Consider the following 26,139-nt stretch of genomic DNA (forward strand, 5'->3'; position numbering starts at 1 on the left):
TCACTCGCTCCCGGCCGGTTTGAAACCGAGCTCGCTCATATCCTTGAACGCATTGGGGACGAGCGGCGGGGTGTCCGCCTGCGGCACATGGCACGCCGTACAGAAGTAGCGGCGAGGGGAGACGTCGGCGAGCATCTGGCCGTCGCGCGTCATATAGTGGGTGACGCTGATCATCGGCGCGCCGCTATCCTGCGTGAATTCGCGCTTGTGGCAGGAGAGGCAGCGGTTGGCATTGACCGACAGTTCGTAACCTTCGATCGAATGCGGAATGATCGGCGGCTGGTCCGGATAGGCGCGCATCCTGCGCTTGTCGTCGACGATCCACTTCGGCAGCGGCCTGGCATCCCCTGTTTCCATCGAAGGCGTCGGGCCTTCCAGCTGGGGGACGGTTTGCTGCACCACCTGGCCGAAGGCGGCCGTCGCCAGGAAAACGACGATGCCGGCTGCGATTGCCTGCCATTCCGGTCGCCTTAAACGGCGGGAAGAATCTTGACCGCGCATTTTTTGAAATCCGTCTGCTTGGAGATGGGATCGGTGGCGTCGAGCGTGACCTTGTTGATCAACTGGCTGGCGTCGAACCAGGGGACGAAGATCACGCCTGACGGCATTCGATTCCGGCCCCTGATATCGATGCGCGAGCGGATCTCGCCGCGGCGGGAAACAATCCGCACCTCCGCTCCCTGGTTGATGCCGCGCTTGCGGGCATCCTCGGCATTCATGAAACATCGCGCGCCGGGAAACGCCCGGTAAAGCTCCGGAACCCGCATCGTCATCGATCCCGAATGCCAGTGTTCGAGCACACGGCCCGTAACCAGCCAGAAGTCGAATTCATCGTCGGGAGATTCGGCCGGCGGCTCGTAAGGCACGGCCAGGATGACGGCTCTGCCGTCCTTCTGGCCATAAAATTTCACGCCCTCGCCGGGTTTCACATAGGGGTCATAGCCTTCCCGGTATCGCCAGCGCGTCTCCTGGCCGTTGACCACCGGCCAGCGGAGCCCGCGTACTTCATGATAAGTATCATAGGGCGCGAGGTCGTGTCCGTGGCCGCGCCCGAAGGAGGCGTACTCCTCGAACAGGCCCTTCTGGATATAGAATCCGAATGCCTTGGCCTCGGCATTGTCGTATTCGGCACTGATCTCACTGAGCGGAAATTTATCCACCTCGCCATTGCGGAACAGCACGTCGAAGAGCGTTTTTCCCTTATACTCCGGATTGGCATCGAGGATGTCCGTCGACCAGACCTCATCGGTGGTAAACCGCTTGGAGAATTCGACGATCTGCCAGAGGTCTGATCGCGCTTCCCCCTTGGCCTGGACGAGCTGATGCCAGACATGGGTGCGCCGTTCGGCGTTTCCATAGGCGCCTTCCTTCTCGACCCACATCGCCGCGGGAAGGATCAGGTCGGCGCTCATCGCCGTTATGGTCGGATAGGCATCCGAAACCACGACGAAATTCTCGGGGTTGCGATAACCCTGCCAGGTCTCGTTGCTGGTGTTCGGTCCGGCCTGGACGTTATTGTTGACCTGCACCCAGTAGAAATTCAGCTTGCCGTCCTTCAGCATGCGGTCCTGCTGGACGGCGTGATAGCCAGGCTTCTCCGGAATGATCCCCTGCGGGACACGCCAGATTTCTTCGGCATGCTTGCGGTGCTCGGGATTCGTCACCGTCATGTCGGCAGGAAGACGATGGGCGAAGGTTCCTACTTCACGGGCCGTCCCGCAGGCTGACGGCTGGCCGGTCAGCGAGAACGGGCTGTTGCCCGGCTCGGAGATCTTGCCCGTCAGCAGATGCAGATTGTAGACCATCTGGTTCGCCCAGACGCCGCGCACATGCTGGTTGAAGCCCATCGTCCAAAGCGACATCACCTTGCGGCCGGGATCGGCATAGAGTTCGGCCAGCTGCTCCAGGAATTCCGGATCGACCCCGGTGAGTTCGGACGTCTTCCTCAGCGTGTATTCGCTGACGAACTCCTTGAAGGCGTCGAAATCCATCGGCTCGGTCTTGCCGGGGTCCGTGGCGTTGGCCGCGGCGACTTCAACCGGATTGTCCGGGCGCAGGCCGTAGCCGATATCGGTGACGCCCCGTGCGAATTTCGTGTGATCGCGGACGAAGGCCTCGTTCACACGCCCAGTCTGAATGATGTGATTGGCGATGAAGTTCAGGATCGCCAGATCGGTTCCCGGCTTGAAGACGATGGGAATATCGGCAAGATCCATGCTCCTGTGCGTAAAGGTCGAAAGAACCGCGACGCGCACATGCGGCTGCCCGAGCCGGCGGTCGGCGACGCGCGTCCAGAGGATCGGATGCATCTCCGCCATATTAGAGCCCCAGAGCACGAAGGCGTCCGCGTTCTCGAAGTCGTCGTAGCAGCCCATCGGCTCGTCCATGCCGAAGGTGCGCATGAACCCGTAGGCGGCAGACGCCATGCAGTGCCTGGCGTTGGGATCGAGGTTGTTGGAACGAAAGCCGGCCCGCATCAGCTTTGCGGCGGCATATCCTTCGAAGATCGTCCACTGGCCCGAGCCGAACATGCCGACAGCCGTCGGCCCCTTGTCCTTGAGCACTTTCTTGCATTGCTCGGCCATTACGTCGAAGGCCTCGTCCCAGCTCACCGGTTCGAACTCGCCGTCCTTGGCGTAGCGGCCGTCGCGCTTGCGCAGCAGGGGGGTCTGAAGCCTGTCCTCGCCATACATGATCTTGGAGAGGAAATAGCCTTTGATGCAGTTCAGGCCGCGGTTGACCTCCGCCTGCATGTCTCCATGCGTTGCAACGACCTGGCCTTGCTTGACGCCCACCATGACGCCGCAACCGGTGCCGCAGAAGCGGCACGGGGCCTTGGACCATTTGATCTCCAATGCACCGACGCCGCCGGGCACCGGCTGAGCGGCGGCCGGCATCGCTATTCCCGCGGCGGTCGCGGCGATGGCGGCGGCCTGGGCCTTCAGAAGGTCACGCCTGTTCAATTCTCCCGTCATGGCCTTGCATCTCCTCCTCGACATGCTCGAACACCATGTTTGCCGCAATCACCCCATCCAGGAGCGAGATTTGCGACAGACGATCGCCGAGCACGCCCGTGCTCGTTCCCTCGATGACGATGACGATCTTGCCGTTGGCATGACCGTGGACTTCGACATTCCGCATTTCGGCAAGCGCCGTAAGCACAGCCCCGGTGCGGGCGGGCATGGTCGCGACTACGGCGCTCGATATGTGATAGCGCAGAGCCTGCTCAGGCATCGGCCGCCTCCATCCCGTAAGGCTGCAACGTGATGGCGTTGACCGGACAGCTGGCGATGCATCCCCCGCATCCGTTGCAAATCTCCGTGCGAAGCTCCGGAAGAAATGGGCCGCCGATGCGGGGCCGGAAACGGATCGCCTGCTGAGGGCAAACTTCTCCACACGACTGGCAGGTGATGCCGCGCTTCGCCAGGCAGGTATCGCCAATTGCGGCAACATGGGCAAAACGATCGATCCGTTCCGCGATGAAGACCGGCTGCGGGCACGATGCCGCGCATTCACCGCAGAACGTGCATTCGCCTCGCATGAAGTCGAGCGACGGCAGTCCGTCCACGAGACGGATTATCTTGGTGGGACATCGCTCCTCGCATCGTCCGCATCCGGTGCATGCCGCGGCAAGGGCTTCCATCGACGTTCCCGGCGGGCAAATCCTGCCATCGGCCGTTGCCGGCCGGCCTGAAAGGAATTGACGTCGCGACATCGGCGCATGGGACATGACTCAATGCCCTGCCGGCGGCCCCGGAGGGCCGAACACGATCTGAAACATCCAGACGAGGAAGCCATATCCGCCGACGACACCCACGGCGACCAGAGGCCATATTCCGAATGCGAGGACAAGAAAAGCCAACACTTCCGTCCGGCGCTTCGCGCGCGGATTGCTCTGCCCCGATGCTTTTTGAAGCAATTCAGACATGACAGACCCCCAGCGCAGACGATAACATGCTTGCTTAAACAAGCCTAGGTGGCTTATGCTCTTCCCGACTGCAACCGCTCTCATCGAAAGAGGCACGAGCCGCGTATCGCCGTAGAAGGGGCGACGAGACCGAGCCACGGAAACGACCGTCTAAACCCGGTCGACGTCCTTGAGAGTCTCGAACAATCGCTGCTGAACGTCCCGTTCCTGCCTGCCGATCGCCGTCAGCAGCTTACCCATGGTTCCCCTGACGCCATGAAGCTGGTCCACCAGATCCATGACGATATCGACGCCGGCTTCGTTGACGCCCATATTGCCCATGAGATCGAGGATGAGCCGGGCGCGGGCGACGTCGGCGTCGCGAAACTGCCTTTGTCCCCTTGACGTCTCCGGGATCAACCACCCCTGTTCGATCCAGAAATCGAGCTGGACCACATCGATTTTCAAGTAGAGACGGAACTCTTGATCATTCATGATCAGGCCTCCATGTTCTTCCTCGGATCGTATGGATGTGCCGCCGCCCATTCCTTCACCAGGGACGCCAGCCTTTCGTCAGGGCTATCAGGCAGCACGATCTTCAAGGAGACGTAGATGTCGCCGTGTCCGCCGCCGCGTTTTGCGATGCCCTTGCCCTTGAGACGCAGAACCTTCCCGGTGTTGGAATGAGGCGGCAGCGTCAGGCTGACGGGTCCTGACGGTGTGGGTGCGCGCACCTTGCCGCCGAGCACCGCCTCGTTGAGGGAAATCGGCAGTTCCAGGCGGATGTCGTCGCCGTCACGCGTGAAGAAGCGGTGCGGGCGCACATGGATTTCAATGAGCGCATCGCCCGCCGGCCCGCCGCCGATGCCCGGCTCGCCCTTGCCGCGCAGCCGCAAGGTCTGGCCGTCGCGGGTTCCTGGCGGGATCTTAACCTCGAGCGCGGGACCATTGGGAAACTTGACCTCGGTTCCGGTGCCGTTGACGGCCTCGAGAAAGTCGACCTCCATGGAGAAACGCCGGTCCTGGCCTTGGCTGCGCGCCCGGCCGCCGCCGGTGCGGCGCGAAAAGAAGCTCGCGAAGATATCGTCGGCATCGCCGAAATCGGCAAAGCCCGCGCTCTTGTTATACGGATTATCGGGACCGCCCGCCGAAGCATAGTCACGATAATAACTGCGCTGCGCCCGCTCGGCGCCCGTCATATCGATTTCGCCGCGGTCGAAACGCCCGCGTTTCTCTTCGTCGCTCAAGATCTCGTAAGCGGTCGAAATTTCCTTGAACCGCTCCTCGGCGCGTTTGTCGCCGGGGTTCAGGTCGGGGTGAAGTTTCTTGGCAAGCTTGCGGAACGCGCTTTGAATATCCTTTTGCGACGCATCCCGTTTCACGCCCAGAAGCTCATAGGGATCCTGGCTCATGCAAATCTCCGGTCGGGCAGCCAATTCTGCCGTTGATTCACTGGTGATATAGGTTGTCAGGCCGCAGCCGGGGAGGGGAGCGCGAAAGGTTAGAACAGCGCTGCATCTTCCTGTGCCTGACCGGGACGCCGGTCGATGAGAACCGAACATCCGGCGTGACGCACCACCTTGTCGACGATCGACGAGAAGACGTAGTCGGTAATATCGGTCACATGGGATGAAAGCAGGATGAGGTCAGCCGACCTTTCCCTGGCGGCTGACACCAGCAGGGAGGCGGCAACGCCGATGCGAACCTCGACCGTCGCTGGAACTGCGAGCTCCTTGCAGAGCGCGACAAGCTTCCTCTCGGCCTCGATAATCGCTGTCGTCTCGAATTCCTCGGGGATGTCAGCCAGATGGTGGCGCGGGATATTCTCGATGACATGCATGACGACGATGCTGCCGCCTTCGTCCACCAGCGCCGCAGCCCGGCGCAGAAGGCGGGTCGCCGTTTCGCGAGAGCCCATACCGATGGCGCAGATGATCGTTCGATACATTGCAATCAATACCTTCGAATAGGAACAAGCGCGCCGATCATACCGGTGCCGGCCATGCCTGCCTTGATCAATATCAAGCAGAAACCTTTACCACATCGCAACGGCAGTCCGTGGGAAGCCGGCACATTCCTTCGAGGCCGGAACCTCAGGCTGAATCGTCGCAGTTGACGGCGTGGCCACCGGCAATAGTTCTCGTTCGAATGCCATCACGGATCGAGGCTCACATGCCGAATTTTGCGATTATCGGGGCGGGCGCCATGGGCAGTGCCGTCGCCAAACGGCTGGTCGACCATGGCGCGACGGTGCTGACCTATCTCGAAGGCCGGAGCGAGCAAACGATAGCGAGGGCTGCCGCCGCCGGCATGGCGCCGGTCGGCAGCGAGGACCTGGCGAAGGCCGAGCTGATCCTGTCGATCGTGCCGCCGGCGGAAGCCATCAGCGTCGCCGGACTCGTCGCGGAGATATCATCGAGGGTGCGGTCGCCGCCGCCTTTCATCGATCTCAACGCAATCTCACCGAAGACGATGCAGGCGCTCGCGGCACGGTTCGAAGGCTGCGGCGTAGACGTGCTGGACGGCGCCATCATCGGCGGCCCGCCGGTACCAGGCAGGCCCGGCCCGACCATCTATATCAGCGGCGATACCGCAGGGCGAAGCAGGCTGCTTGTTGATTGCGGCCTCACGGTCCGCAGGCTCGACGGGCCGCTCGGCGCCGCCTCCGCGCTGAAAATGTGTTATGCCGGCATCAACAAGGGATTTACCGGCCTCGGCGCCGCCATGCTGCTTGCGGCCTCGCGCTCGGGAGCTGCCGAAAGCCTGAAAGCCGAATTGACCGACAGCCTTCCGGATTTCGAGCGGAAACTGTCGAAATCCATTCCCGACATGTATCCGAAAGCCTATCGCTGGATCGCCGAAATGCAGGAGATCGCCGATTTCCTCGGAGAGGACGATCCGGCGGCAACCATCTTCCGCGGCATGGCGGGTGTTTTCTCCAAGCTGGCAGAGGACGTGGAGGGCAGCCACGCACTCGTCAGGCAATTGGACGACATCCTCGCGCCTCGCGAAACCGGCGCTTGACCCCAACGCTTTTCGCCACCGGCGCCCCGCAATGGAGGCGCCGGCGGCTGACGTGCGGCCGGTCCAACCGACGCCTATATCTTCGCGAAATCCTCGACCTGCGCCCTGATCGCGACCTCGGTCGGCAAGCGCTCCATCGAGCTTGCGCCGTAAAAGCCGTTGCAGCCCTTGCAGCGGGCGAGCACATAGGCCGCATCAGCCGGCATGGCGATCGGGCCGCCATGGCAGAGCACGATGACATCGTCGCGCACCGATCTTGCGGCATCCGACCATGCATTGATCTTCTCCACGCATCCGTCGAGCGTCAGCGCCGTTTCGGCGCCGATCGCGCCCCCGGTGGTCAGGCCGAGATGGCAGACGACGATATCGGCACCGGCCTTGGTCATGGCAATCGCGTCGTCGCTGCTGAAGACATAGGGTGTCGTCAGCATGTCCTTGGCGTGGGCCCGGGCGATGATGTCGATTTCCAGATCGAAGCCCATGCCGGTCTCTTCGAGATTGGCGCGGAAGGTGCCGTCGATCAGCCCGACGGTGGGAAAGTTCTGGATGCCGGCAAAGCCCATGGACTTCAATTCGTCGAGGAAGTGATCGGGCAGCATGAAGGGATCGGTGCCGTTGACGCCGGCGAGCACCGGCGTGTGGCGTACGACCGGCAGCACCTCGCGGCCCATCTCCTTGACGATCTCGTTGGCATTGCCATAGGCGAGCAGGCCGGCCAGCGAGCCGCGCCCGGCCATGCGGTAACGGCCGGAATTATAGATCACGATCAGGTCGATGCCGCCGGCTTCCTCGCTCTTGGCGGAAAGGCCGGTGCCGGCACCGCCGCCGATGATCGGCCGGCCCTCGGCGATCTTGCGGCGAAGCTTCTTCAATATGTCGTTTCTGTCGATACGGGTCAAAACTCTCTCCTCAGGCATGGATCTCGTGGAAGCTCGCGACGAGCGCGGCGGCAAATTCCGGGCTGTTGATATGGGCATCGATCTCGATGAGGCGCCTGTTCGGCGCATCGCGCCAACCGGCGCGGATGGCGGAAAACAGCGCCGCGTCGGCTTCGGGATCGTGGAACGGCTGGCCGGCGGCGTCGATTGCCGAAACGCCCTGAAGCGGCAGCAGGAAACGGACCGGCCCCTGCATCCGGTTGAGCCGTTCGACGATGAACGCGCCGATCCGGCCGTTTTCCTCCGGCGTGGTGCGCATCAGTGTCACCTGCGCATTGTGGACGTGGAGCTTGCGGTCGCGGAAGGCTGCCGGCACCGTTTCCCGCGCTCCGAAATTCACCATGTCGACGGCGCCGACCGAGCCGACATAGGGCAGGCCGGTGCGGATGATGGCGCCGAAGCGATCCTCGGTCGCCGGAAAGACACCGCCGACAAGGAGATCTGGAACCTCCGTGGTCGTCACGTCGATCACCCCCTGCAGCAGGCCGGAATCGGCAAGCTTCTCCATCGACTGACCGCCGACGCCGGTGGCATGAAAGACGTAGATTTCATGCGTCTCGCCGAGCATCTCGCGAACCTGGGTGACGCAGGAGGTGGTGACGCCGAACATGGTCATGCCGATGCCCGGCCGGTCGTCCATCGAGGCGGGAATGGGGTTACGGGCCATGCCGGCCGCCGCATTGGCGGCATTGCCGATCACCTTGCGCGAGATCGCGTTCAGGCCGGCGACGTCGACGACCGAATACATCATGGTGAGGTCGTTCGGTCCGACATAGGGCGCCACATTGCCTGAAGCGACCGTCGAGACCATCAGTTTCGGCAGGCCGACGGGGAGCGCCCGCATCGCCTCCGTCACCAGCGCGGTGTTGCCGGTTCCGCCGAGGCCGAGCACGGCACCGATATCGTCACGCGATTTCAGGAACGCCGTCAGCGCCTTGGCCATGGCAGAGACCGCCGTTCCGCGATCGGTCTGCCCGAGCACGGCCGCGGCACCCCCAGGATGAAATTCGGCGACGTCGCGGGCACGGATATCGGCGCCGGCGCCGTCCCCGAGCGTACCGACATCAACCAGTAAGGCATCGGCTCCAGCCGCAAGAACCACCTCCCTGGCGTAGCTCAGTTCTGCTCCCTTGGTGTCGCACGTGCCGACGATATAGACCTTTCCCATTGGTTTTCCTCCTCTTTTTGAGCCGTTTTCCGCTTATTTTCGATAAAGTTCCTGTTTTTGTATTTTCCATATTGTATATTCTTTCGCATATTGCATACTTAAATCACGAACGCCAGACGGAAATGGAGACCATGAACGCACCGCGCCACCTCACCCTTCGCGAGCGGATCTACGAGGAAATCGTTCGCCTGATCGTCTCCGGCGAACTGCCGAGCGGCGTCTCGATCGATGAAAAGGAATTGACGGAGCGCCTGCAGGTCAGTCGCACGCCGTTTCGCGAGGCGATCGGCACGCTTGCCAAGGAAGGGCTGATCGAGATCAAGCCTTATCGCGGCTTCTTCGTGCGCAGCTTCACGCCGAAGGAGATCGACGACCTCTATAATCTGCGCAAGACGCTCGAATGTTTCGCCGTCGAGCTCGCCGTTCCCGAGATGAGCGACCGGCATATCGCGAACTTCGAGCGCATCCTGGACGAGGCGGTGGCGGCACTGCGCCGCGGCGACATGGCGACTTACGGCATCCGCGACAAGGAATTCCACGAGACCATCGCCGAGCTTTCGGGAAGCGCGCCGCTGGTCGAAACGCTGGCGCGGCTCGCGCTGCAGATCCAGATCTGCCGCTCGATCGCCAATGAGAGCCGCGATCTCGCCGAAAGGGCAGCCGAGGAGCGCGATCAGATCCTGCAGGCTTTCCGGTCGCGCGACATTGCCCGCGCCAAGGCGCTGATGCACGCGCATATCAGCGACGTCCAGCAGGCCGTCATGGCGCGCTTCCAGAAGGAAAATCCGGCGCTTTAGCCGGGTGAATGAAGGAGAGGGAGGTCTCCTTTCAACGAGCGAAGAACGTGGCCGAGGAGCGGCCCGGAGGAGGGAACAATGCTGAAATTTCTTGCCCGCAGCACGGCACTGGCGGCGATGATCGCCGCAAGTTCGCTGGCGCATGCCGAGACCCTGAAAATGTGGGGTCCGGAGCAGATCACCGAACCGCTGGTCGCGCAGCTCTGGAACGGCATCAAGGCCGATTTCGAGAAGGCCAATCCCGGTGTAACGGTCGAATTCATGCCGCCGACCGGCACGATCAGCAACGGCGCGGTGCAGGCGGCTATCCAGTCGGATGCCGGGCCTGACGTGATCCTCACCAACTCCGGCATCGGCCGCATCAGCGTCGTCAAGAACGCCAAGCAGGTCATGCCGCTCACCGAGCAATATGAAAAGCGCGGCTGGAAGGATGAGATCTATCCCTGGCTCTACACCGAGCTGAAGGGCCAGTTCGGCGGCGAAATCTATGAGGTTCCGGATGGCCTTGATGCGCTCGGCATCTGGTATCACAAGGACATTTTCGCGCAGGCGGGCTGGAAGATCCCGGCAACCTGGGCCGAGTTCGAAACGCTGATGAAGGCGATCGAGGAGACCGGCCTGCAGCCGATTGCCATCGGTCCGCGCACACCGGGCAGCGCCGGCCATCTCTTCGGCAACCTGCTGCAATCGGCAAGCGGCAAGGAAGTGATCGGCAAGGCGCTGCGTCGCGAGATCGCTGTCGACGATCCATCGGTCGCCGCCGGCGCCATCCGGCTGCAGAAGCTGGTCGAAGCGGGCTATATCAAGAAGGAAATGGCGGGCCTCGATCTCGACGGCGCCTCGCGCCTCTGGTTCAACAAGCGTGCGGCCATGTTCGTCGCCGGTCCCTGGTTCACCGCCAATGCCCGCAAGGCCGGCTACGATCTCGCCAACGCCGGTTATGCGCCCATGCCGTCCGACATCAATGGTGCCGCAATCCCGACCGGCGGCGTCGGCTGGAGCTGGCTCGTGCCGGTCAACTCAAAGCAGCCGGAGCTTGCGATGAAGTGGATCGACTTCATGCTGTCGGATGCGGTGATGAAAAAACGCGCGCAGGATCCGGCAAGCACGATGATCTACCCGCGTGAAATCCCCGGTGTCGAACCGCCGACACCCGTGCTGAAGGACATCTTCGCGGCCGCGGCCGGCGGCGTCGGTTACAATCCGAGCGTCTATCTGCCAGGCCCCGTGCTCGACACCTACTTCCAGGTCATCCAGGGCCTCATCTCCGGCCAGATCGGCGGCGAGGACGGCATGAAGCAGATCCAGGCGAAGATGGCAGAGGCGAAATAGTGGTCATTCCAGAAACGCCCGGAAGCAAGGTCATGGCTCCTCTCAGCACTGCCCCTGCCGTGGCGGGACATACGGGCGGCAACCCCGCCCGTATGTCGAGACCACGAACGGCCGGGTCGATCTCAGCCGATGGCGATGCCCGCACCGCATTCTGGCTGATGGCGCCGGCGCTGACACTTTATGCGGTCTTCACGCTGTTGCCGATCGCCGCCACCTTCTGGCTGAGCTTCAACAGCTCGGCCGGCTTCAACACATCAGCAAGCTTCGTCGGCGTCGATAATTACGCCAAGGCGGCCCAGGACCCGATCGTCTGGAAGAGCCTCGTCCATACCTTCCTCTGGCTGGCCTATCATGTGGTGATGGCGGGCGGGCTCGGCCTTCTGCTGGCGCTTGCCGTCAGCAGGCTGAGAGTGACGCAAGTCTTCTTCCGCACCGCTTTCTTCCTGCCGCATCTGGTCTCGCTCGCCGTGGTCGGCGTCATCTGGGCCAATATCTACGATCCGTTTTTCGGCCTGCTGAACACGGCCCTGACGCAGATCGGGCTCGGCGCCTTCACGCAAGGCTGGCTTTCCGATCCTGCGCTGGTGCTGTTCTCCGTCAATGTCGCAAGCTCGTGGCAGGGTTTCGGCCTTTACATGCTGCTCTTCATCGCCGGCCTGCAGAATATCGATCACTCGCTTTACGATGCTGCCGAAGTGGACGGCGCCAACGCCTTCCAGAAGCTGATCTATGTCACGCTGCCGGGGCTCCGCGAGGTGACGACCTTCGTCGTCTCGCTGGCGATGATCAACGGCCTGAAGGGCTTCGCCACGGTCTTCGTCATGACCAATGGCGGGCCGTTCTATCAGAGCGAGCTGATCACGACCTATATCTACCGGCTTGCCTTCCAGTCCCAGGATCATGGGCTTGCTGCGGTGCTCTGCATCCTGCTCAGCCTGCTCGCGATCGCCATCACCATCGTCTTCAACCGCTGGCGCGCGAGGCTGTCCCAATGAGTGTGCGCAATCGCGAATGGCCGGTGGCGCTGGCGCTGACCCCGGTCTTGATCCTGATCCTCGCCCCCTTCGTCTGGCTCTTGATTTCGAGCTTCAAGACCGAGGCCGAGATCGGCCAGGCCGATCCCTTCACCTGGCCCGCCGACCTGATGTGGCGGAATTATCTCGACGCCTGGCAGATCGGCGGCTTCGGCGATCTCGTCGGCAACAGCCTCATCAACCTCGCGGGCGTCGTCGCCCTGTCGCTCATCACCTGCGCGCCGGCCGGCTATGCGCTTGCCAAGATCCGTTTTCCCGGCCGGGAATGGTTGTTCTACGCCTTCATCCTCGGGCTGACCGTGCCGGTCCAGGCGATCGTCATCCCGCTCTACCAGGTGCTCTTCGGGCTGAATCTCGTCAACACGCTTGCCGGTATCGTGCTGGTGCAGGTCAGCAACGGCATTCCCTTCGGCATCTTCCTGATGCGCAGCTTCTTCATCGGCGTGCCCGACGATCTGATCGAGGCCGCCAAGATCGACGGCGCTTCGCATTTCCAGATCCTCACCAAGGTCTTTCTGCCGATCTCGACCCCCGCCGTGCAGGCACTCGTCATCATCAGCGCGCTCTCCACCTGGAACGATTTCTTCCTGCCGCTGATCGTGCTGATCAGCCCCGAGGTACAGACGCTGCCGCTCGGGTTGGTTCGTTTCGCCAGCACCTATGCTTCCGATTACCGCCTGGTCTTCTCAGGCACCGTCATTTCGTTCCTGCCGATCATTCTTCTCTACATCCTGATGCAGCGCCGTTTCACCGAGGGGCTGACGCAGGGAGCAATCAAGGGCTGACCATGTCGCACCACGTCCAGCGGGAAATCCGCTACAATTTCGAATTCGATCACCGTATCAAGGCCTGCTTCATCGGCGCCGGCGGCCATGCCTACCGCAATGTCTATCCGGCGCTGCGTTATGCGCCGGTGGAACTTGCCGGCATCTGCGATCTCGATCTCGGCCGCGCCGAGAAATTCGCAAAACTCTTCGGCGCCGGCAAAGCCTATACCGATCATCGCGAGATGCTGGAGCGGGAAAAGCCGGAACTGGTCTTTCTCGTCACCGCCTATCATCCCGACGGCCGGGTGCAGGCGACCGATCTGGCCCTCGACGCGCTGGCAGCAGGCGCCCACGTCTGGATGGAAAAGCCGACAGCGGCAAGCATCGGCGATATCGAAAGGCTGCAGGCGGCAAGTGCGGCGGCCGGCCGCATGGTGATGACCGGCCTCAAGAAGACTTTCTTTCCGACGATCGAGAAACTCAAGGACCTGATCGGCTCGCCCGGCTTCGGCAGGCTGACCTCGATCAATGTCCGCTATCCCCAGAGCCTGCCGAGCCCGGAAGACCGCGCCGACCTCGTCAAGATGCAGAGCTTCCTCGATCATATTTACCATCCAGGAGCGATCCTGAATTTTCTCGGCGGCGAGATCGAGCGCGCAGGCTACGAGTGGGAAGCGCTGACCGGCGCAAGCGTCACCAGCCTGCGCTTCCGCTCCGGCGCGATCGGCACGCTGCATCTTGCCGCTGGCCAATCGGGCGGCAGCATCTTCGAGCGGGTCGAGATCATCGGCGAGGGCGCCAACGCCATCGTCGAAAACGGCAGCCGTCTGACCTATTTCCGCAAGGCGGACCTGCCGTCCTATGGCCGCGCCGCAAGCTTCATCCAGCCGGACGAGAATGCCGCGCTGCTCTATGAGCCGGAGCATTCGCTAGGCCAGCTCTACAACAACAACCTCTTCTATCTCGGCTATGTGCCCGAGATCCTGCATCTGACGGATGCGATCCTTGCGGGCACGCCGATCACGAGGGGCACGCTCGAAATCGCCCGAGAGATCATGAAACTCTTCGAATTCTACAGACGCACGGATGCCGGCGTCACCACCAATCTCTGACCGGAGGCACAGTCTTGAGCGAGACCGACATCATTTTCAGGAAAGCCGGCGGCGAATTCATGCCGACCAGCTGGGGCGAACTCAACTGGAAGATCACCGGCGACGGCACGCCCGGCGCCGAGATGACCTTCGGCACCTGCCGCATCAATCCCGGCGAGCGCAACCAGCTGCACTCGCATCCCGACTGCGAAGAGATCCTCTACGTCGTTTCCGGCAGTTGCGAACACAAGCTCGGTGACGCCCTTTATCGGCTCGAACCTGGCGACGCCATCCGCATCCCCCGCAATATCCGCCACTGGGCGCGCGCGCTCGGCAACGAACCGCTCTTCGCCCTGATCATGTTCTCCTCCGGCACCCGGACGGCGGTCAATCATGAAGGCGAGGGCGCGGCCTGAACGCCGTCTGAAAGGGAAGACATCATGGCATCGATCGCGCTTCACAACATCCGCAAATCCTACGGCACCCTGCCTGTCATCCACGGCGTCGACGTCGACATCGAGGATGGCGAATTCATCGTGCTGGTCGGGCCGTCCGGCTGCGGCAAGTCCACATTGCTGCGCATGATCGCCGGCCTGGAGACGATCTCGGACGGCCGGCTTTCGATCGGCGGCCGCATGGTCAACGACTTGCCGTCGAAGGAGCGGGACATCGCCATGGTGTTCCAGAGCTATGCGCTCTATCCGCATCTGACGGTGGCCGAGAATATGGGCTTTTCCCTGAGGCTGCGCGGCACGGCCAAGGAGGAGATCGGCCGCCGCGTGCAGTCCGCCGCCAAGATTCTCGCGCTGGAACCCTATCTCGACCGCCATCCGCGTCATCTCTCGGGCGGCCAACGCCAGCGCGTCGCCATGGGCCGCGCGATCGTGCGCGATCCGAAGGTGTTCCTCTTCGACGAGCCGCTTTCCAATCTCGACGCCAAGCTGCGCGTGGCGATGCGCGCCGAGATCAAGGAGCTGCACCAGCGGCTGAAGATTACTACCGTCTACGTCACCCATGACCAGACCGAGGCGATGACCATGGCCGACCGCATCGTCGTGATGCGCGACGGCATCGTCGAGCAGATCGGAACGCCGCTGGAGATCTATGATCGCCCCGCAACCACCTTCGTCGCCGGCTTCATCGGCATGCCGGCGATGAACCTGCTCAAGGGCCGCATCCAGGCCGACGCCCCCTCGATCTTTCGCACCAACAGCGGGATCGCCATGCCGCTGTCGCTGCGTCCCGGCACCGCCGATCCCGGGGAAGAGCTGATCTACGGCATCAGGCCGGAGCAGTTCGTCATCGCCGACGAGGGAACGCCGGCGACTATCGTCGTCGTCGAGCCGACAGGCGCGGAAACGCAGGTCGTCGCCCGGATCGGCGAAGAAAATGTCAATATGCTGTTTCGCGAGCGCATCGCTGTCAGGCCCGGCGACACCATCCGTTTCACCTTGCGGGCGGCCGGTGAACATCTGTTTTCGGCCGCGACAGGCAGGCGTCTTCCCGAAGCGGACGCCTGAAGCAGCCGTTTTCCTCAAGTTTGCCAAGGCTCTGACGATTGCGTGAGGCCGCTCCAAACCTGTGACAAAACCTCCCCGCCTCTGCTATGTCAGGAAAAATGCGGCGCTCCCAACGGCGCCGCGCTCTGTCTGACCAATCCCAGGAGTTTTGAAAGATGAGCGGTTCTCCCGACTATACACCCCCGAAGGTCTGGACCTGGAACAAGGCGAACGGCGGCCAATTCGCCAGCATCAACCGCCCGATCGCAGGGCCGACCCATGACAAGGAGCTTCCGATCGGCCGCCATCCGCTGCAGCTCTATTCGCTCGGCACGCCGAACGGCCAAAAGGTCACGATCATGCTCGAGGAGCTGCTGGCGCTCGGTCATAGCGGCGCGGAATATGATGCCTGGCTGATCAGGATCGGCGATGGCGACCAGTTCGGCAGCGGCTTCGTCGCCGTCAATCCCAACTCGAAAATCCCGGCACTGATGGACCGCAGCGGTTCGAAGCCGATCCGCGTCTTCGAATCCGGCGCAATCCTGACCTATCTCGCCGAAAAGTTCGGCGCCTTCCTGCCGACCGAGCCGGCCGCGCGCGCCGAATGCCTGTCATGGCTGTTCTGGCAGATGGGAAGCGCACCCTATCTCGGCGGCGGCTTCGGCCATTTCTATGCTTACGCGCCAACCAAGATCGAATATGCGATCGACCGCTTCGCCATGGAGGTGAAGCGTCAGCTCGACGTGCTCGATCGTCGCCTTGCCGAAAGCGAGTATCTGGCAGGCAGCCAGTATACGATTGCCGACATCGCCGTCTGGCCCTGGTATGGCGGCCTGGTGAAGGGCTGGACCTACGGGGCGGCCGAGTTCCTGCAGGTCGAGGACTATAAGAACGTGCTGCGCTGGGCCGACGCCATCCACAACAGGCCGGCCGTGCAGCGCGGGCGCATGGTCAACCGCCTCTCCGGCGAGCCGTCGAGCCAGTTGCACGAGCGCCACGACGCCAGCGACTTCGACACGAAAACATAGGACAAGCTGGCCGCCGCCGAGTAAGCAAGCCGCATCAGCCTTTTGCAGAAAGAAATGAGGCTCCGCCGCCTTTGTGGCGGCGGAGCGTTTACAGGCTGCCCGAACTCAGTTCTTGACCGTGTCTTCCAGGAAGAAGCGGCCGAGGGGGTTCTGGTAGAAGTTCTCGATATTCTTGCGCGAGACGTTGATATAGGGGCTGTAATAGAGGTCGACCCAGTTGACGTCGTCCTTGGCCATCTTCTGCAGATCGACATACATCGCTTCGCGCTTTTTCGGGTCGAGTTCGAGACGCGCCTTGGCGACCAGTTCCTTCACCGCCTCGTTCTTGTAATTGGTCAGGTAGTTATTGTTGGAATCGTGGCCGAGGACGAAGGTGGTCTTCTGGTCCGGGTCGAGAATGTCGTTGGTCCAGTAGTTGACCGAGACGTCATAGTCGCCGGCAACCAGCATGTCCCATTGCTGGCTGGGATCGACCTTCTGCAGATTGGCGGTGATGCCGGCCTTTTGCAGCTGCTGCTGGACCAATACGGCCGTCTGCTCGTCGACTTCGTCGCCGGCGCGGACCAGGTAATTCAGCGTCAGGTCGGAGGCCCCGGCAGCCGCCAGCATCTCCTTGGCCTTTGCCGGATCATAGGGTCGCTGCAGATTGTCGGCGTAATAATAGAGCGCGCCCTTCGGAATGTAGGAATTGGCGACCGTGCCCTGGCCGAAGGTGATCGTATCGACGATCGCCTTCTTGTCGATCGCAAGATCCAGCGCCTGGCGGACTTCCTTCTTGCCGAGCGCGCCATGCGCATGATTGATCAGCAGATGATCCTCGCGGGTCGAGGCATCGATGTCGACATGGAGGTTCGGATCCTTCTTCAGTTCCTCGACGCGGGAGAAGGGAACGAAAATCGCCGCATCCAGTTCGCCGGCCTGGACGTTCAGCATGCGGGTGTTGTCGTCGGGCACCGAGATCCACTCGACGCCGTCGAGCTTGACGCGCTCGGCCTCCCAGAAATTCGGATTCTTCTTGAGGATGACGCGGTCGCCGCGCCGCCATTCGTCGATCACGAAGGCGCCGGATGCGATCGGCTTCTCGGCATAGGCATCAGGCCCCAGCGATTCCATGCCCTTCTTGGAAATGACCGAGGCATTGGGCAGCGCAAGCGTCGAGAGGAACGGCGCGGACGGGTTCTTGAGCTTGATCGTCAGCGTGTGCGCGTCGGTCGCGACCGCCGTGTCGATCACCTTGTAGGAATCGCTCCAGAGCGAGGCAGGATCGTCGCGGATGCGCAGCAGGCTGTAGGCCGCGTCTTCCGCCGTCAGCGGCGAACCGTCGGAGAACTTCGTGTCGCGGATCTTCAAGGTATAGGTCAGCCCGTCATCCGAGGCGGTCCAGCTTTCGGCAAGGCCCGGCTCCAGCTTCGTGCCTGTCTTGTCGACACGAATCAGCACGTCGTAGACGTTGGAGAACACCCAGTTGTCGATGTTCTGCGCGGTCTTGATCGGATCGAACGTCGTCGAATCCTCACGGCGGCCGATGGTGAGCACACCAGCGGCCTCGGCATAGCTTGCACTCAGCGTCAGGCCAGCGAGCATGGCGGCGAGCCCGATTGATTTCCACCTGTTTGTCATCAGTTCGTTCCCTTCTTTGTTATGGCATGCGTTTGATGGATATGGATTGCGGCTCGTCCCCGCCGCCGATGCCTTGCAGCAGCGGCTTGTCGGGATCGATGTCGGGAATGGCGGCGATCAGCGCCGCGGTATAGGCATGCTTCGGCCGCGTGAAGACTTCGTCGCAGCGGCCCTCCTCGACGATCTCGCCGCGATACATCACGACCACGCGTTCGCAGAGATTGCGCACGATCGCCAGATCATGGGCGATGAAGATCAGCGTGAGGTTCATCTTCGCGGTGAGCTGGCGGAAAAGCTCGATGATCTGCGCCTGGATGGTGACGTCGAGGGCGGCCACGCATTCATCCGCGATGATCAGCTTCGGCTCCACGGCGAGCGCGCGGGCGATGCCGGCGCGCTGACACTGGCCGCCGCTCATGCTGCGCGGCTTGCGCTCGGCGAATTCGCGCTCGAGGCCGACGAGATCGAGCAGTTCGCCGATGCGTGCCGGAATATCGGCGGCGGCGACCTTGCCCTGAACCTTCAATACCTCCGCGAGCATCTGTCCGATCGTCAGCCGCGGGTTCAGCGCATTGTACGGATCCTGGAACACCATCGCCGTTTCGCGCCTGAGCTTCGCGAGGCCGGCGTTCCTCTGCTGCGCGAGATCGATGCCGTCGAAAGTGACGTGGCCGGCAGACAGCGGCGTCAGCCCGAGCACGGCGCGCGCAAGCGTACTCTTGCCGCTGCCGGATTCGCCGACGATGCCGACCGTCTCGCCCGGCATGATCTTCAGGCTGACGCCTGCAACGGCGCTGATCGTCTTGGCACTGCCTTTGAACAGGCTGCCGCCGCCCCTGAAGCGCACGTGCAGATCGTCGATCTCGAGCAAAGGCCCGGCCGGCGCGCTTGCCTCGGCGACCTCGCGCGACGGCGCTGACGTCTCGCCTGATATCGACGGGTGGCTGTCGATCAGGTTGATCGTGTAGGGATGCTGCGGCCGTGCAAGGATCGTCCGTTTCGGCCCCTCTTCGACGAGCTTGCCGCCGCGCATGACGGCGATGCGGTCACAGGTCTGGGCGACGATGCCGAGATCGTGGGTGATGAGAATGATCGACAGACCGCGCCGGTCACGAATGTCGATCAGCAGGCGCAGGATCTGCGCCTGGATGGTGACGTCGAGCGCCGTCGTCGGCTCGTCGGCGATCAGGATCTTCGGGTTGCAGGACAGAGCGACACCGATCATCGCCCGCTGGCGCATGCCGCCGGAAAATTCATGCGGATAGCTGTCATACTGGCGGCCGGGGTCGGGAAAGCCGACCTGCGTCAGAATCTCCACTGCCGCGGCGCGGGCTTCGCGGGCACCCAGGCCCTGGTGGTAGCGGATGCCTTCGGCGATCTGGTCGCCGATCCGCATCACCGGATCGAGATGGCTCGTCGGGTTCTGGAAGATCATGCCGATCTCGCCGCCGCGCACCTGCAGCATCTCGCGATCGTCGATCCGCGTCAGGTCGCGCCCTTCCAGCAGCACGGAGCCGCCCTCGATCTTCAGCAGCGAGGAGGGCAGCAGGCGCACCAGCGAGCGGCAGAACAGGCTCTTGCCCGAGCCGCTCTCGCCGACGAGGCCGAGAATTTCGCCGCGGCCGAGGTCGAGCGAGACCGCGTCGAGCAGCGTGCGCGGGCCGGATTCGAGATGCGCCCTGACTGTGAGATCGCGGACGGAGAGCACAGGGCCGCTCATTCATGCACTCCCAGCAGTTCGCCGAGCGCATCGCCCAGCATGCTGAAGCCGAAGGCGAGGCAGACGATGGATAGGCCGGGAAACAGGGTGATCCACCAGGCCGTGGTGATGAAGCTCTGTCCTTCCGCGACCATGACGCCCCATTCGGCGATCGGCGGCTGGACGCCGAGACCGAGATAGCTGACGGCCGCACCGCTGAGCAGGACCAGCGTCGCATCGGACATGGAAAAGACGATCGAGCCGGCAATCGCGTTCGGCAGCAGGTGCCGGAACATGATGCGCCTGCGGCTGAAGCCGAGGCTGACGGCGGCAACGGCATAGTCGCTGCCCTTCAGCACCAGCATCTGCGCCCGGATCAGCCGCGCGTAAGAAACCCAGCCGACCAGCGCCATGGCGATATAGAAACTGCCGAGACCCGGGCCGAGGATCGCGATGATCGACAGCATCAGCACGAGGAAGGGGAAGGCGAGAATGATATCCACGAGGCGCATGAACAGCGCGTCGACGATCCCGCCGAAAAAGCCGGCGACCGTGCCGACCGTCGTGCCGATCAGGAAGGGGAAGACGACGCCGATCAGCGCCATCTGCAGATCGATGCGCGCACCCCAGATGACACGGGAAAGGATGTCACGGCCGAAATTGTCGGTGCCGAAGGGGTGAAGCAGTGAAGGCGCCTGCAGGCGCACCTCGGCGTTCTGCATGATCGGATCGTAAGGCGCGACAAGAGGCGCGCCAAGCGCCAGCAGGATGAAGAACAGCAGCACGCCGGCGCCGACGGCAAGCATCGGCCGCCGGCCAAAGAGGCGGCGCCGGCCAGGGGATGCGGGTGCGGCCGCCTCGATGCTCATAGCTTCACCCTCGGATCGACGGCGACGGTGACGATATCGGCGATGAAATTGATGAGCACGGTGGCGCAGGCAAAGACCATGGCGACGCCCTGCACCACCATGTAATCGCGCGAGAATATGGCTCTGACCAGCAGCTGGCCCATGCCGGGCAGCGCAAAGACGCTCTCGACCACGACAGTGCCGCCGATCAGCCAGCCGATGTTGACGGCAAGCAGGTTGATCGTCGGCACCAGCGAATTCGGCAGCACATGCCGCCAGAAGACGATGCCCTCGGGCATGCCGCGGGCGCGCGCCGCCGTCGCGACGTCCGATTTCAGCGCTTCGATCATTGCCGCCCGCAGGCTGCGCGTCAGCACGGTCGAGAGCGAGAGCGCCACCGTCAGGCTCGGCAGCACGAGATGCGCAAGCTTTTCGCCGAGTGTCGCGCCATAGCCGGAAACCGGCAGCAGGCCGAGTTCGACGCTGAAGAGGATGATCAGCATCAGCCCCAGCCAGAAGGGCGGAAAGCCGATGCCGAAGGTCGAGACGATACGCACCGCATGGTCCGGCGCGCGGCCCGCATTGCGCGCGGCGATCGCCGCCATCGGCACCGCGATCAGGACCGACAGGATGACGCTCGCGGCGACGAGCGCGAGCGTCGGCTCGATGCGGGTCGCGATCAGCTTCAGCACGTCGATCTTGTAGAGGATCGATTTGCCCATCTCGCCATTGGCGAGGTTCTTGAGGAAATAGACATATTGCAGCCACATCGGCTGATCGAGGCCGTATTGGGCGCGGATGCTAGCAAGGGCAGCCGGGGTTGCGCGCGTGCCGAGGATGTTGCGCGCGGGATCGCCGGGGATCAGCCGAACGAGAATGAAGGTGATGACGCTGATGCCGAAGATGACGGGCAGGAACTGCAGCGGTCGCGTCAGAACGAATTTATAGCGATGCATGACGGCGGCCGCCCCTCTGTCTTCGTCCGGTTTGAGCCGCTTTCACTTGCATCAGGCTGCCTTCTGCCGGGCGAGGAAATCGAGAAGCGCCGGATAATAATCCTGCGGGTTCTCATAGAAGGGCATGTGGCTGGCATTGGCAAATACCTTGAGCTCGGCATTCGGCAGCGCGAGCTTCATCCTCAGCGCGCAGGCCGGCGTCAGCTCGTCATGCTCTCCCGTGGTGATCAGCACGGGCAGCGTCAGCCGCGGCAGATCGGGGATGCGGTTCCAATCCTTGAGGTTGCCGATATAGAGAAACTCATTGGGGCCCTGCATCGTCGCGTAAGGCGCCATGTTCCAGTCGTCGAGCGAACGGCGCACCGGCGCCGGCCATTCGGGCAAGCGGCAGACATGGCGATAGTTGAGGATGGTGACGGCGGCGAGATATTCCGGATGATCGTAGGTGCCCTGCGCCTCGTGCTTCTGCATCATCGACACCGTTTCCGGACCGAGCGCTGCCCGCAGCCGCTCCAGTTCCGAGATCAGATGCGGCATGTCGGCGACGGTATCTTCCAGGATCAGCGTCTTGAGATTTTCGGGATAGGTCAGCGCATATTCGATCGCCAGCCACCCGCCCCAGGAATGGCCGAGCATGTGGACCTTTCCGAGCCCCAGCGTCTTGCGCACCGTCTCGGTCTCCTCGACATACCGGCCGATCGTCCAGAGCGAGAGGTCGTCCGGCCGGTCGGAGGCGCCGGTGCCGAGCTGGTCGAAGGCGACGACGCGGTAGCCCTTGTCGATCAGGCAGGAGTGGGCTTCGCGCAGGTAATCGCAAGGCAGGCCGGGACCGCCGTTCAGGCAGAAAACCGTCTCGTCGCCGGCCCCGAAGCTATAGGCAACCACGCGATAGCCATCGACATCGATCTCAAATCGCGCGTCCGGCTGTATTTCACGCCACATTGATTGCTCCAGCAGAAAATATCCCTTGCTCAATATTTGGGCGTGGTTAATTTTTTACCGTAAATCGCGTGCCGTGCCAGCTATAAGAAGTGATAGGGTAGGGCGCATGCCGAACCGGGGAACGCCCATGCTTGACGACATCGGAACGATCAGACGGCAGTTTACGGCGCATGAAACGCTGGACGGCTGCATCGACCAGGCCTTCGAGGCGATGAAGCAGCTGGGCTTCGAAGCCCTGATCTATGATTATACGCCGGTGCCCTACGACCTCGACGGCGCGATCATGATCCCGTCGCTGCTGAAACTCCGGAACATCGCCGACGACATGCACGACTACTGGTTCGATCGCGGCTATTTCCGCATCGACCCGGTCCAGCAGGTGGCGCTGCGCAGCAGCGCGCCGTTCTTCTGGAACTACGACACGGATGCCGACACGCTGATCAACCGCTTCATGAACGACGACACCGCGCCGGTGACGCGCTATCTCCGCGAACGCGACATGTCGACCGGAGTCACCGTGCCGGTCCATATGCCGGGCGGCGACTATGCGACGGTCACCGGTATCCGCTTCAGCGGGGACCGCGATTTCGAACGGCATGCGCTGCGCGCCATCGCCGACTTCAACCTGCTCGCCCACGTCTTCCACGAAACGGCCTATTCGCTCTTCGACACGAAGGCACGCAGCGTCGGCACGATCCGCCTGACCGAGCGGGAACGAGAATGCCTGCGCCATTCGGCGGAAGGCTATTCCGCCAAGGAAATCTCGCGCATCATCAGCCGCTCCGTGCCGACCGTTGTCATGCACCTCAATGCCGCCGCCAAGAAACTCGGCGCCCGCAACCGCACGCAGGCCGTGGTGCGCGCGGCCCACTACCGCCTGCTCGAAGAGCGTGGCCGATCATTGCCAACCTATAACTTGTGATAGCTGCCTTCGCCGCTGCCGCCGCGTTATGGTTTCCACCTAGTCAAGAAATGGAGATGCCGGTGGCGGAAATCGCGACGCGTGAAGACTATTTGCCCTTTCGCGACTATCGCACCTGGTATCGCGTCACCGGTTCGCTGGAAAGCGGCAAGCTGCCTCTCGTCGTCGCCCATGGCGGGCCGGGCTGCACGCATGACTATGTCGATTCCTTCAAGGACATCGCCGCGCTCGACGGCCGTCCCGTCATCCACTACGACCAGCTCGGCAACGGCAATTCCACCCGCCTTCCTGAAAAAGGGCCGGATTTCTGGACTGTCGGCCTCTTTCTCGAAGAGCTGGATGCGCTGCTTGTCCATCTCGGCATTCAGAACCGTTATGCCTTCCTCGGCCAGTCCTGGGGAGGCATGCTCGGCGCCGAACATGCGGTGCGCCGGCCACAGGGCCTGAAGGCCCTCGTCATCGCCAACTCGCCGGCCAACATGCACACCTGGGTTGCGGAAGCCAATCGGCTGCGGCGGGAACTGCCGAAAGAGGTGCAGGACACACTGCTGAAGCACGAACAGGCGGGAAGCCTCACCGATCCGGACTATATCGCCGCCTCGCGCGTCTTCTATGACCGCCATGTCTGCCGCGTGGTGCCGTGGCCGCCCGAGGTGGCGCGCACCTTTGGGATCATGGACGAGGACAACACCGTCTACCGCAACATGAACGGCCCGACCGAATTCCACGTCATCGGGACGATGAAGGATTGGACGATCGAAGACAGGCTCGACCGCATCGAAGCGCCGACGCTGCTGATTTCAGGGAAATACGACGAAGCGACGCCTCTCGTGGTGAGGCCCTATCTCGAACGCGTTCCCGGCTGCGAGTGGGTGCTCTTCGAAAAGTCCAGCCACATGCCGCATGTGGAGGAAAAGCAGCTCTGCCTGGCAACCGTCTCCGGCTTCCTGTCGCGGCACGATTGAACGTTCTTACCGGCTCCGTATCGATCAGACTTCGGGGCAGCCGCGGATATTGGCGAATATGATACGGTCCGGCCTTCCGCTTCGCGTGAAGCCCTGAACCGTTATGGTCCGACGGGTTTCCCGCACGATCTGAGGCCTGCGAAGACCTGCATCGCGGGCGCTGTCCAACGCATCCCGAACGTCACATCCACGGCGGTGCCGACGGTCGAAGTATGGATCTCGGTAATAATCGCGCTCCCGCACATCGACGCCGCCAGGGCCTATTCGCAACTCCACCTGAGCATATGCCGGAAACGGGACTGCGATGCAGCCGAGAACCGCCGACACCAGAACTGCTTTCAAGAGGTTCTTCATTTGCTTGCTCCCTAGATATTTAGGAAGAACTAACGTCTTTGCCGTTGGTTCCGTTTGATCGCCGCAACGAAGTGCGGAACCGTGCTCCGGTCTCGATGCACAACGGCCATATGAGCTTGTTCGAATTCTTGAAACTTCGCGATGATTTCGGGGGCATGCAGGACAGAACCTTCGGCGCAAGTCGCTAGCGAGCGGTACGAAAATACCGGCTCTCACACTTCACCGAGCTTCAACTTCTCGAAAATTTCCGAGCAAAACTCGTACCGCCAGGCTGTTCCACCGCTCTGGCTGCAATACAGTCATGCGAGCGCAAGCGATGCATCGGCCTGCAGAATTACCCCTCAAACGCGGCCTTCAGTGCCGTCATGACGGCACGAACGGACGGCACGTCCTTGATCTCGGCATGGACGACCAACCAAACCTCTCTTCTCAGCGGATCTTCGTCGTCGATCCGCAAGAGACCATCGGTTTCTGCCACGGCGAAATCGGGCAGCATGACGACACCGCCGCCAAGCTTCGCGGCGGCGGCCTGGAATTCCAGAATGGATGATCGCACTGCAATCGGCCGACCGCCGGCCCGCTCGATGAGGCGCAATTGCTGCGGCGAAGCGTTCATGCTCTCGTCGTAGCCGATGAACGTCCATTCGGACGGCTGAACGGTATCGAGGTAGATCTTTGATGCATAGAAGTGGAAGGAGATCTCTCCGAGCTTGGTGATGGAATAATCGCCTTGCTCCGGTCGCGAAAGCCGCACCGCAATATCAGCCTCGCGCCGATTGAGCGAGGCAAGCCGCTTTTCTCCGACAAGCGTGATCTGCAGGGCCGGATGGGCTTGCCTGATCGAAACCACAGGTTTCGCCAGGAGTACGCTCGAAAGTGCGGGTGGCGCGCTGATCCGCACATGGCCACTGACTTCCGTCGAGCTGCTTCGGCCAAGCTGCTCGATTGCGGCAGTCTGCAGGCCGACAACAGCCGCGTGTTTGGCAACCCGTTCCCCGTCGTCCGTGAGAATGACACGCCGCCCGCGGCGATCGACGAGCTTGCACCCCAGCGAAGCTTCGAGGGACGCCACACGCCGTCTTATTGTGGCGTGCTCGACACCAATCTGTTTGGCGGCACCGAGCAACGTTCCCGACTGCGCGAGCGCGAGAAAATGGCGCAGGTCATCCCAATCAATCTTTGTGAATTTCTTCCCACTCATTGCGCGACAATAGGGAATTTTCACACATCTGCCCAGGGAATAATCTG

28 protein-coding genes are annotated in these 26,139 nt (G+C 62.4%); 11 read left to right on the top strand and 17 right to left on the bottom strand.

Annotated features, from left to right (window positions below):
• The 8 genes from QD408_RS12360 to QD408_RS12395 form a co-directional block, all read right to left on the bottom strand.
• The gene (locus QD408_RS12360; RefSeq protein ID WP_088682612.1) at positions 1 to 501 is read right to left on the bottom strand and encodes a nitrate reductase cytochrome c-type subunit; all 501 of its coding nucleotides are present in this window, start codon (positions 499 to 501) and stop codon (positions 1 to 3) included.
• Positions 471 to 2,975, bottom strand: coding sequence for a periplasmic nitrate reductase subunit alpha (napA, locus tag QD408_RS12365; RefSeq protein WP_414139504.1), 2,505 nt, complete (start codon positions 2,973 to 2,975; stop codon positions 471 to 473). Before napA ends, QD408_RS12360 begins: the two co-directional genes overlap by 31 nt.
• The gene (locus QD408_RS12370) at positions 2,950 to 3,234 is read right to left on the bottom strand and encodes a chaperone NapD (protein WP_088682610.1); all 285 of its coding nucleotides are present in this window, start codon (positions 3,232 to 3,234) and stop codon (positions 2,950 to 2,952) included. The genes napA and QD408_RS12370 overlap by 26 nt, the downstream gene beginning before the upstream one ends.
• Positions 3,227 to 3,730 (bottom strand): ferredoxin-type protein NapF, encoded by a 504-nt coding sequence (gene napF, locus QD408_RS12375; protein WP_414139505.1) that lies wholly within the window; start codon positions 3,728 to 3,730, stop codon positions 3,227 to 3,229. The genes QD408_RS12370 and napF overlap by 8 nt, the downstream gene beginning before the upstream one ends.
• Positions 3,731 to 3,733: 3 nt before the next feature.
• Positions 3,734 to 3,928: a periplasmic nitrate reductase, NapE protein gene (gene napE / locus QD408_RS12380; protein WP_088682608.1), complete on the bottom strand. Its 195-nt coding sequence runs from the start codon at positions 3,926 to 3,928 to the stop codon at positions 3,734 to 3,736.
• Between the two features lie 150 nt (positions 3,929 to 4,078).
• Positions 4,079 to 4,402: a chaperone modulator CbpM gene (locus QD408_RS12385; protein ID WP_088682607.1), complete on the bottom strand. Its 324-nt coding sequence runs from the start codon at positions 4,400 to 4,402 to the stop codon at positions 4,079 to 4,081.
• Positions 4,403 to 4,404: 2 nt separating this feature from the next.
• Positions 4,405 to 5,319 (bottom strand): DnaJ C-terminal domain-containing protein, encoded by a 915-nt coding sequence (locus tag QD408_RS12390; RefSeq protein WP_088682606.1) that lies wholly within the window; start codon positions 5,317 to 5,319, stop codon positions 4,405 to 4,407.
• Between the two features lie 89 nt (positions 5,320 to 5,408).
• Positions 5,409 to 5,855: a universal stress protein gene (locus tag QD408_RS12395; protein WP_414139506.1), complete on the bottom strand. Its 447-nt coding sequence runs from the start codon at positions 5,853 to 5,855 to the stop codon at positions 5,409 to 5,411.
• Between the two features lie 224 nt (positions 5,856 to 6,079).
• On the opposite strand from QD408_RS12395, the gene QD408_RS12400 reads away from it, so the two are divergent.
• Positions 6,080 to 6,931 carry a DUF1932 domain-containing protein gene (locus QD408_RS12400; protein WP_414139507.1) on the top strand — a complete coding sequence of 284 codons (852 nt, stop codon included), beginning with the start codon at positions 6,080 to 6,082 and terminating at the stop codon, positions 6,929 to 6,931.
• Positions 6,932 to 7,005: 74 nt separating this feature from the next.
• On the opposite strand, the gene QD408_RS12405 is transcribed toward QD408_RS12400, so the two are convergent.
• Together QD408_RS12405 and QD408_RS12410 are read right to left on the bottom strand one after the other, a co-directional pair.
• Positions 7,006 to 7,848 carry a phosphoenolpyruvate hydrolase family protein gene (locus QD408_RS12405; protein ID WP_414139508.1) on the bottom strand — a complete coding sequence of 281 codons (843 nt, stop codon included), beginning with the start codon at positions 7,846 to 7,848 and terminating at the stop codon, positions 7,006 to 7,008.
• Positions 7,841 to 9,037 carry a Tm-1-like ATP-binding domain-containing protein gene (locus tag QD408_RS12410; RefSeq protein ID WP_414139509.1) on the bottom strand — a complete coding sequence of 399 codons (1,197 nt, stop codon included), beginning with the start codon at positions 9,035 to 9,037 and terminating at the stop codon, positions 7,841 to 7,843. Before QD408_RS12410 ends, QD408_RS12405 begins: the two co-directional genes overlap by 8 nt.
• A 131-nt stretch (positions 9,038 to 9,168) precedes the next feature.
• Here QD408_RS12410 and QD408_RS12415 point away from each other — a divergent pair, with 131 nt between their 5' ends.
• The 8 genes from QD408_RS12415 (at position 9,169) to yghU (ending at position 16,585) form a co-directional block, all read left to right on the top strand.
• Positions 9,169 to 9,834: a GntR family transcriptional regulator gene (locus tag QD408_RS12415; RefSeq protein ID WP_088682601.1), complete on the top strand. Its 666-nt coding sequence runs from the start codon at positions 9,169 to 9,171 to the stop codon at positions 9,832 to 9,834.
• 78 nt (positions 9,835 to 9,912) lie between these two features.
• Positions 9,913 to 11,166, top strand: a complete 1,254-nt coding sequence (locus tag QD408_RS12420) for an extracellular solute-binding protein (protein WP_414139510.1) — start codon at positions 9,913 to 9,915, stop codon at positions 11,164 to 11,166.
• Positions 11,167 to 11,198: 32 nt separating this feature from the next.
• Positions 11,199 to 12,161, top strand: a complete 963-nt coding sequence (locus QD408_RS12425) for a carbohydrate ABC transporter permease (protein ID WP_245313565.1) — start codon at positions 11,199 to 11,201, stop codon at positions 12,159 to 12,161.
• The gene (locus QD408_RS12430) at positions 12,158 to 12,985 is read left to right on the top strand and encodes a carbohydrate ABC transporter permease (RefSeq protein ID WP_088682598.1); all 828 of its coding nucleotides are present in this window, start codon (positions 12,158 to 12,160) and stop codon (positions 12,983 to 12,985) included. Before QD408_RS12425 ends, QD408_RS12430 begins: the two co-directional genes overlap by 4 nt.
• Positions 12,986 to 12,987: 2 nt before the next feature.
• Complete coding sequence (locus QD408_RS12435; protein ID WP_088682597.1) at positions 12,988 to 14,079, top strand: Gfo/Idh/MocA family protein; 1,092 nt, start codon at positions 12,988 to 12,990, stop codon at positions 14,077 to 14,079.
• A 14-nt stretch (positions 14,080 to 14,093) separates the two neighbouring features.
• Positions 14,094 to 14,474, top strand: coding sequence for a cupin domain-containing protein (locus QD408_RS12440; RefSeq protein ID WP_088682596.1), 381 nt, complete (start codon positions 14,094 to 14,096; stop codon positions 14,472 to 14,474).
• A gap of 24 nt (positions 14,475 to 14,498) precedes the next feature.
• The gene (locus QD408_RS12445; RefSeq protein WP_414139511.1) at positions 14,499 to 15,578 is read left to right on the top strand and encodes an ABC transporter ATP-binding protein; all 1,080 of its coding nucleotides are present in this window, start codon (positions 14,499 to 14,501) and stop codon (positions 15,576 to 15,578) included.
• Positions 15,579 to 15,733: 155 nt separating this feature from the next.
• Positions 15,734 to 16,585: a glutathione-dependent disulfide-bond oxidoreductase gene (gene yghU, locus QD408_RS12450; RefSeq protein ID WP_414139512.1), complete on the top strand. Its 852-nt coding sequence runs from the start codon at positions 15,734 to 15,736 to the stop codon at positions 16,583 to 16,585.
• Positions 16,586 to 16,690: 105 nt separating this feature from the next.
• Here yghU and QD408_RS12455 read toward each other — a convergent pair whose 3' ends face one another.
• Genes QD408_RS12455 through QD408_RS12475 form a run of 5 tightly spaced genes read right to left on the bottom strand, consistent with a single transcriptional unit; the run spans position 16,691 to position 22,650 of the window.
• Positions 16,691 to 18,205 (bottom strand): ABC transporter substrate-binding protein, encoded by a 1,515-nt coding sequence (locus QD408_RS12455; protein WP_414139513.1) that lies wholly within the window; start codon positions 18,203 to 18,205, stop codon positions 16,691 to 16,693.
• A 19-nt stretch (positions 18,206 to 18,224) separates the two neighbouring features.
• Positions 18,225 to 19,925: a dipeptide ABC transporter ATP-binding protein gene (locus QD408_RS12460; RefSeq protein WP_414139514.1), complete on the bottom strand. Its 1,701-nt coding sequence runs from the start codon at positions 19,923 to 19,925 to the stop codon at positions 18,225 to 18,227.
• The gene (locus QD408_RS12465; protein ID WP_088682591.1) at positions 19,922 to 20,773 is read right to left on the bottom strand and encodes an ABC transporter permease; all 852 of its coding nucleotides are present in this window, start codon (positions 20,771 to 20,773) and stop codon (positions 19,922 to 19,924) included. The genes QD408_RS12460 and QD408_RS12465 overlap by 4 nt, the downstream gene beginning before the upstream one ends.
• Positions 20,770 to 21,708, bottom strand: coding sequence for an ABC transporter permease (locus QD408_RS12470; protein WP_088682723.1), 939 nt, complete (start codon positions 21,706 to 21,708; stop codon positions 20,770 to 20,772). The genes QD408_RS12465 and QD408_RS12470 overlap by 4 nt, the downstream gene beginning before the upstream one ends.
• 51 nt (positions 21,709 to 21,759) lie before the next feature.
• Positions 21,760 to 22,650: a proline iminopeptidase-family hydrolase gene (locus tag QD408_RS12475; protein WP_088682590.1), complete on the bottom strand. Its 891-nt coding sequence runs from the start codon at positions 22,648 to 22,650 to the stop codon at positions 21,760 to 21,762.
• Positions 22,651 to 22,777: 127 nt separating this feature from the next.
• Here QD408_RS12475 and QD408_RS12480 point away from each other — a divergent pair, with 127 nt between their 5' ends.
• Both QD408_RS12480 and QD408_RS12485 read left to right on the top strand, forming a co-directional pair.
• Positions 22,778 to 23,572: a helix-turn-helix transcriptional regulator gene (locus QD408_RS12480; RefSeq protein WP_414139515.1), complete on the top strand. Its 795-nt coding sequence runs from the start codon at positions 22,778 to 22,780 to the stop codon at positions 23,570 to 23,572.
• A 50-nt stretch (positions 23,573 to 23,622) separates the two neighbouring features.
• Positions 23,623 to 24,537, top strand: a complete 915-nt coding sequence (locus QD408_RS12485) for a proline iminopeptidase-family hydrolase (protein WP_414139516.1) — start codon at positions 23,623 to 23,625, stop codon at positions 24,535 to 24,537.
• A gap of 24 nt (positions 24,538 to 24,561) precedes the next feature.
• Here QD408_RS12485 and QD408_RS12490 read toward each other — a convergent pair whose 3' ends face one another.
• Together QD408_RS12490 and QD408_RS12495 are read right to left on the bottom strand one after the other, a co-directional pair.
• Positions 24,562 to 24,891, bottom strand: coding sequence for a hypothetical protein (locus tag QD408_RS12490; RefSeq protein WP_414139517.1), 330 nt, complete (start codon positions 24,889 to 24,891; stop codon positions 24,562 to 24,564).
• A 334-nt stretch (positions 24,892 to 25,225) separates the two neighbouring features.
• On the bottom strand, positions 25,226 to 26,092 hold the full coding sequence (locus tag QD408_RS12495) for a LysR family transcriptional regulator (RefSeq protein ID WP_414139518.1): 867 nt from the start codon (positions 26,090 to 26,092) through the stop codon (positions 25,226 to 25,228).
• Positions 26,093 to 26,139: the final 47 nt, after the last annotated feature.

Origin of the sequence: Rhizobium sp. BR 249, from assembly GCF_047445895.1 — a bacterium.
In the GTDB taxonomy this organism is placed as follows: Bacteria; Pseudomonadota; Alphaproteobacteria; order Rhizobiales; family Rhizobiaceae; genus Rhizobium.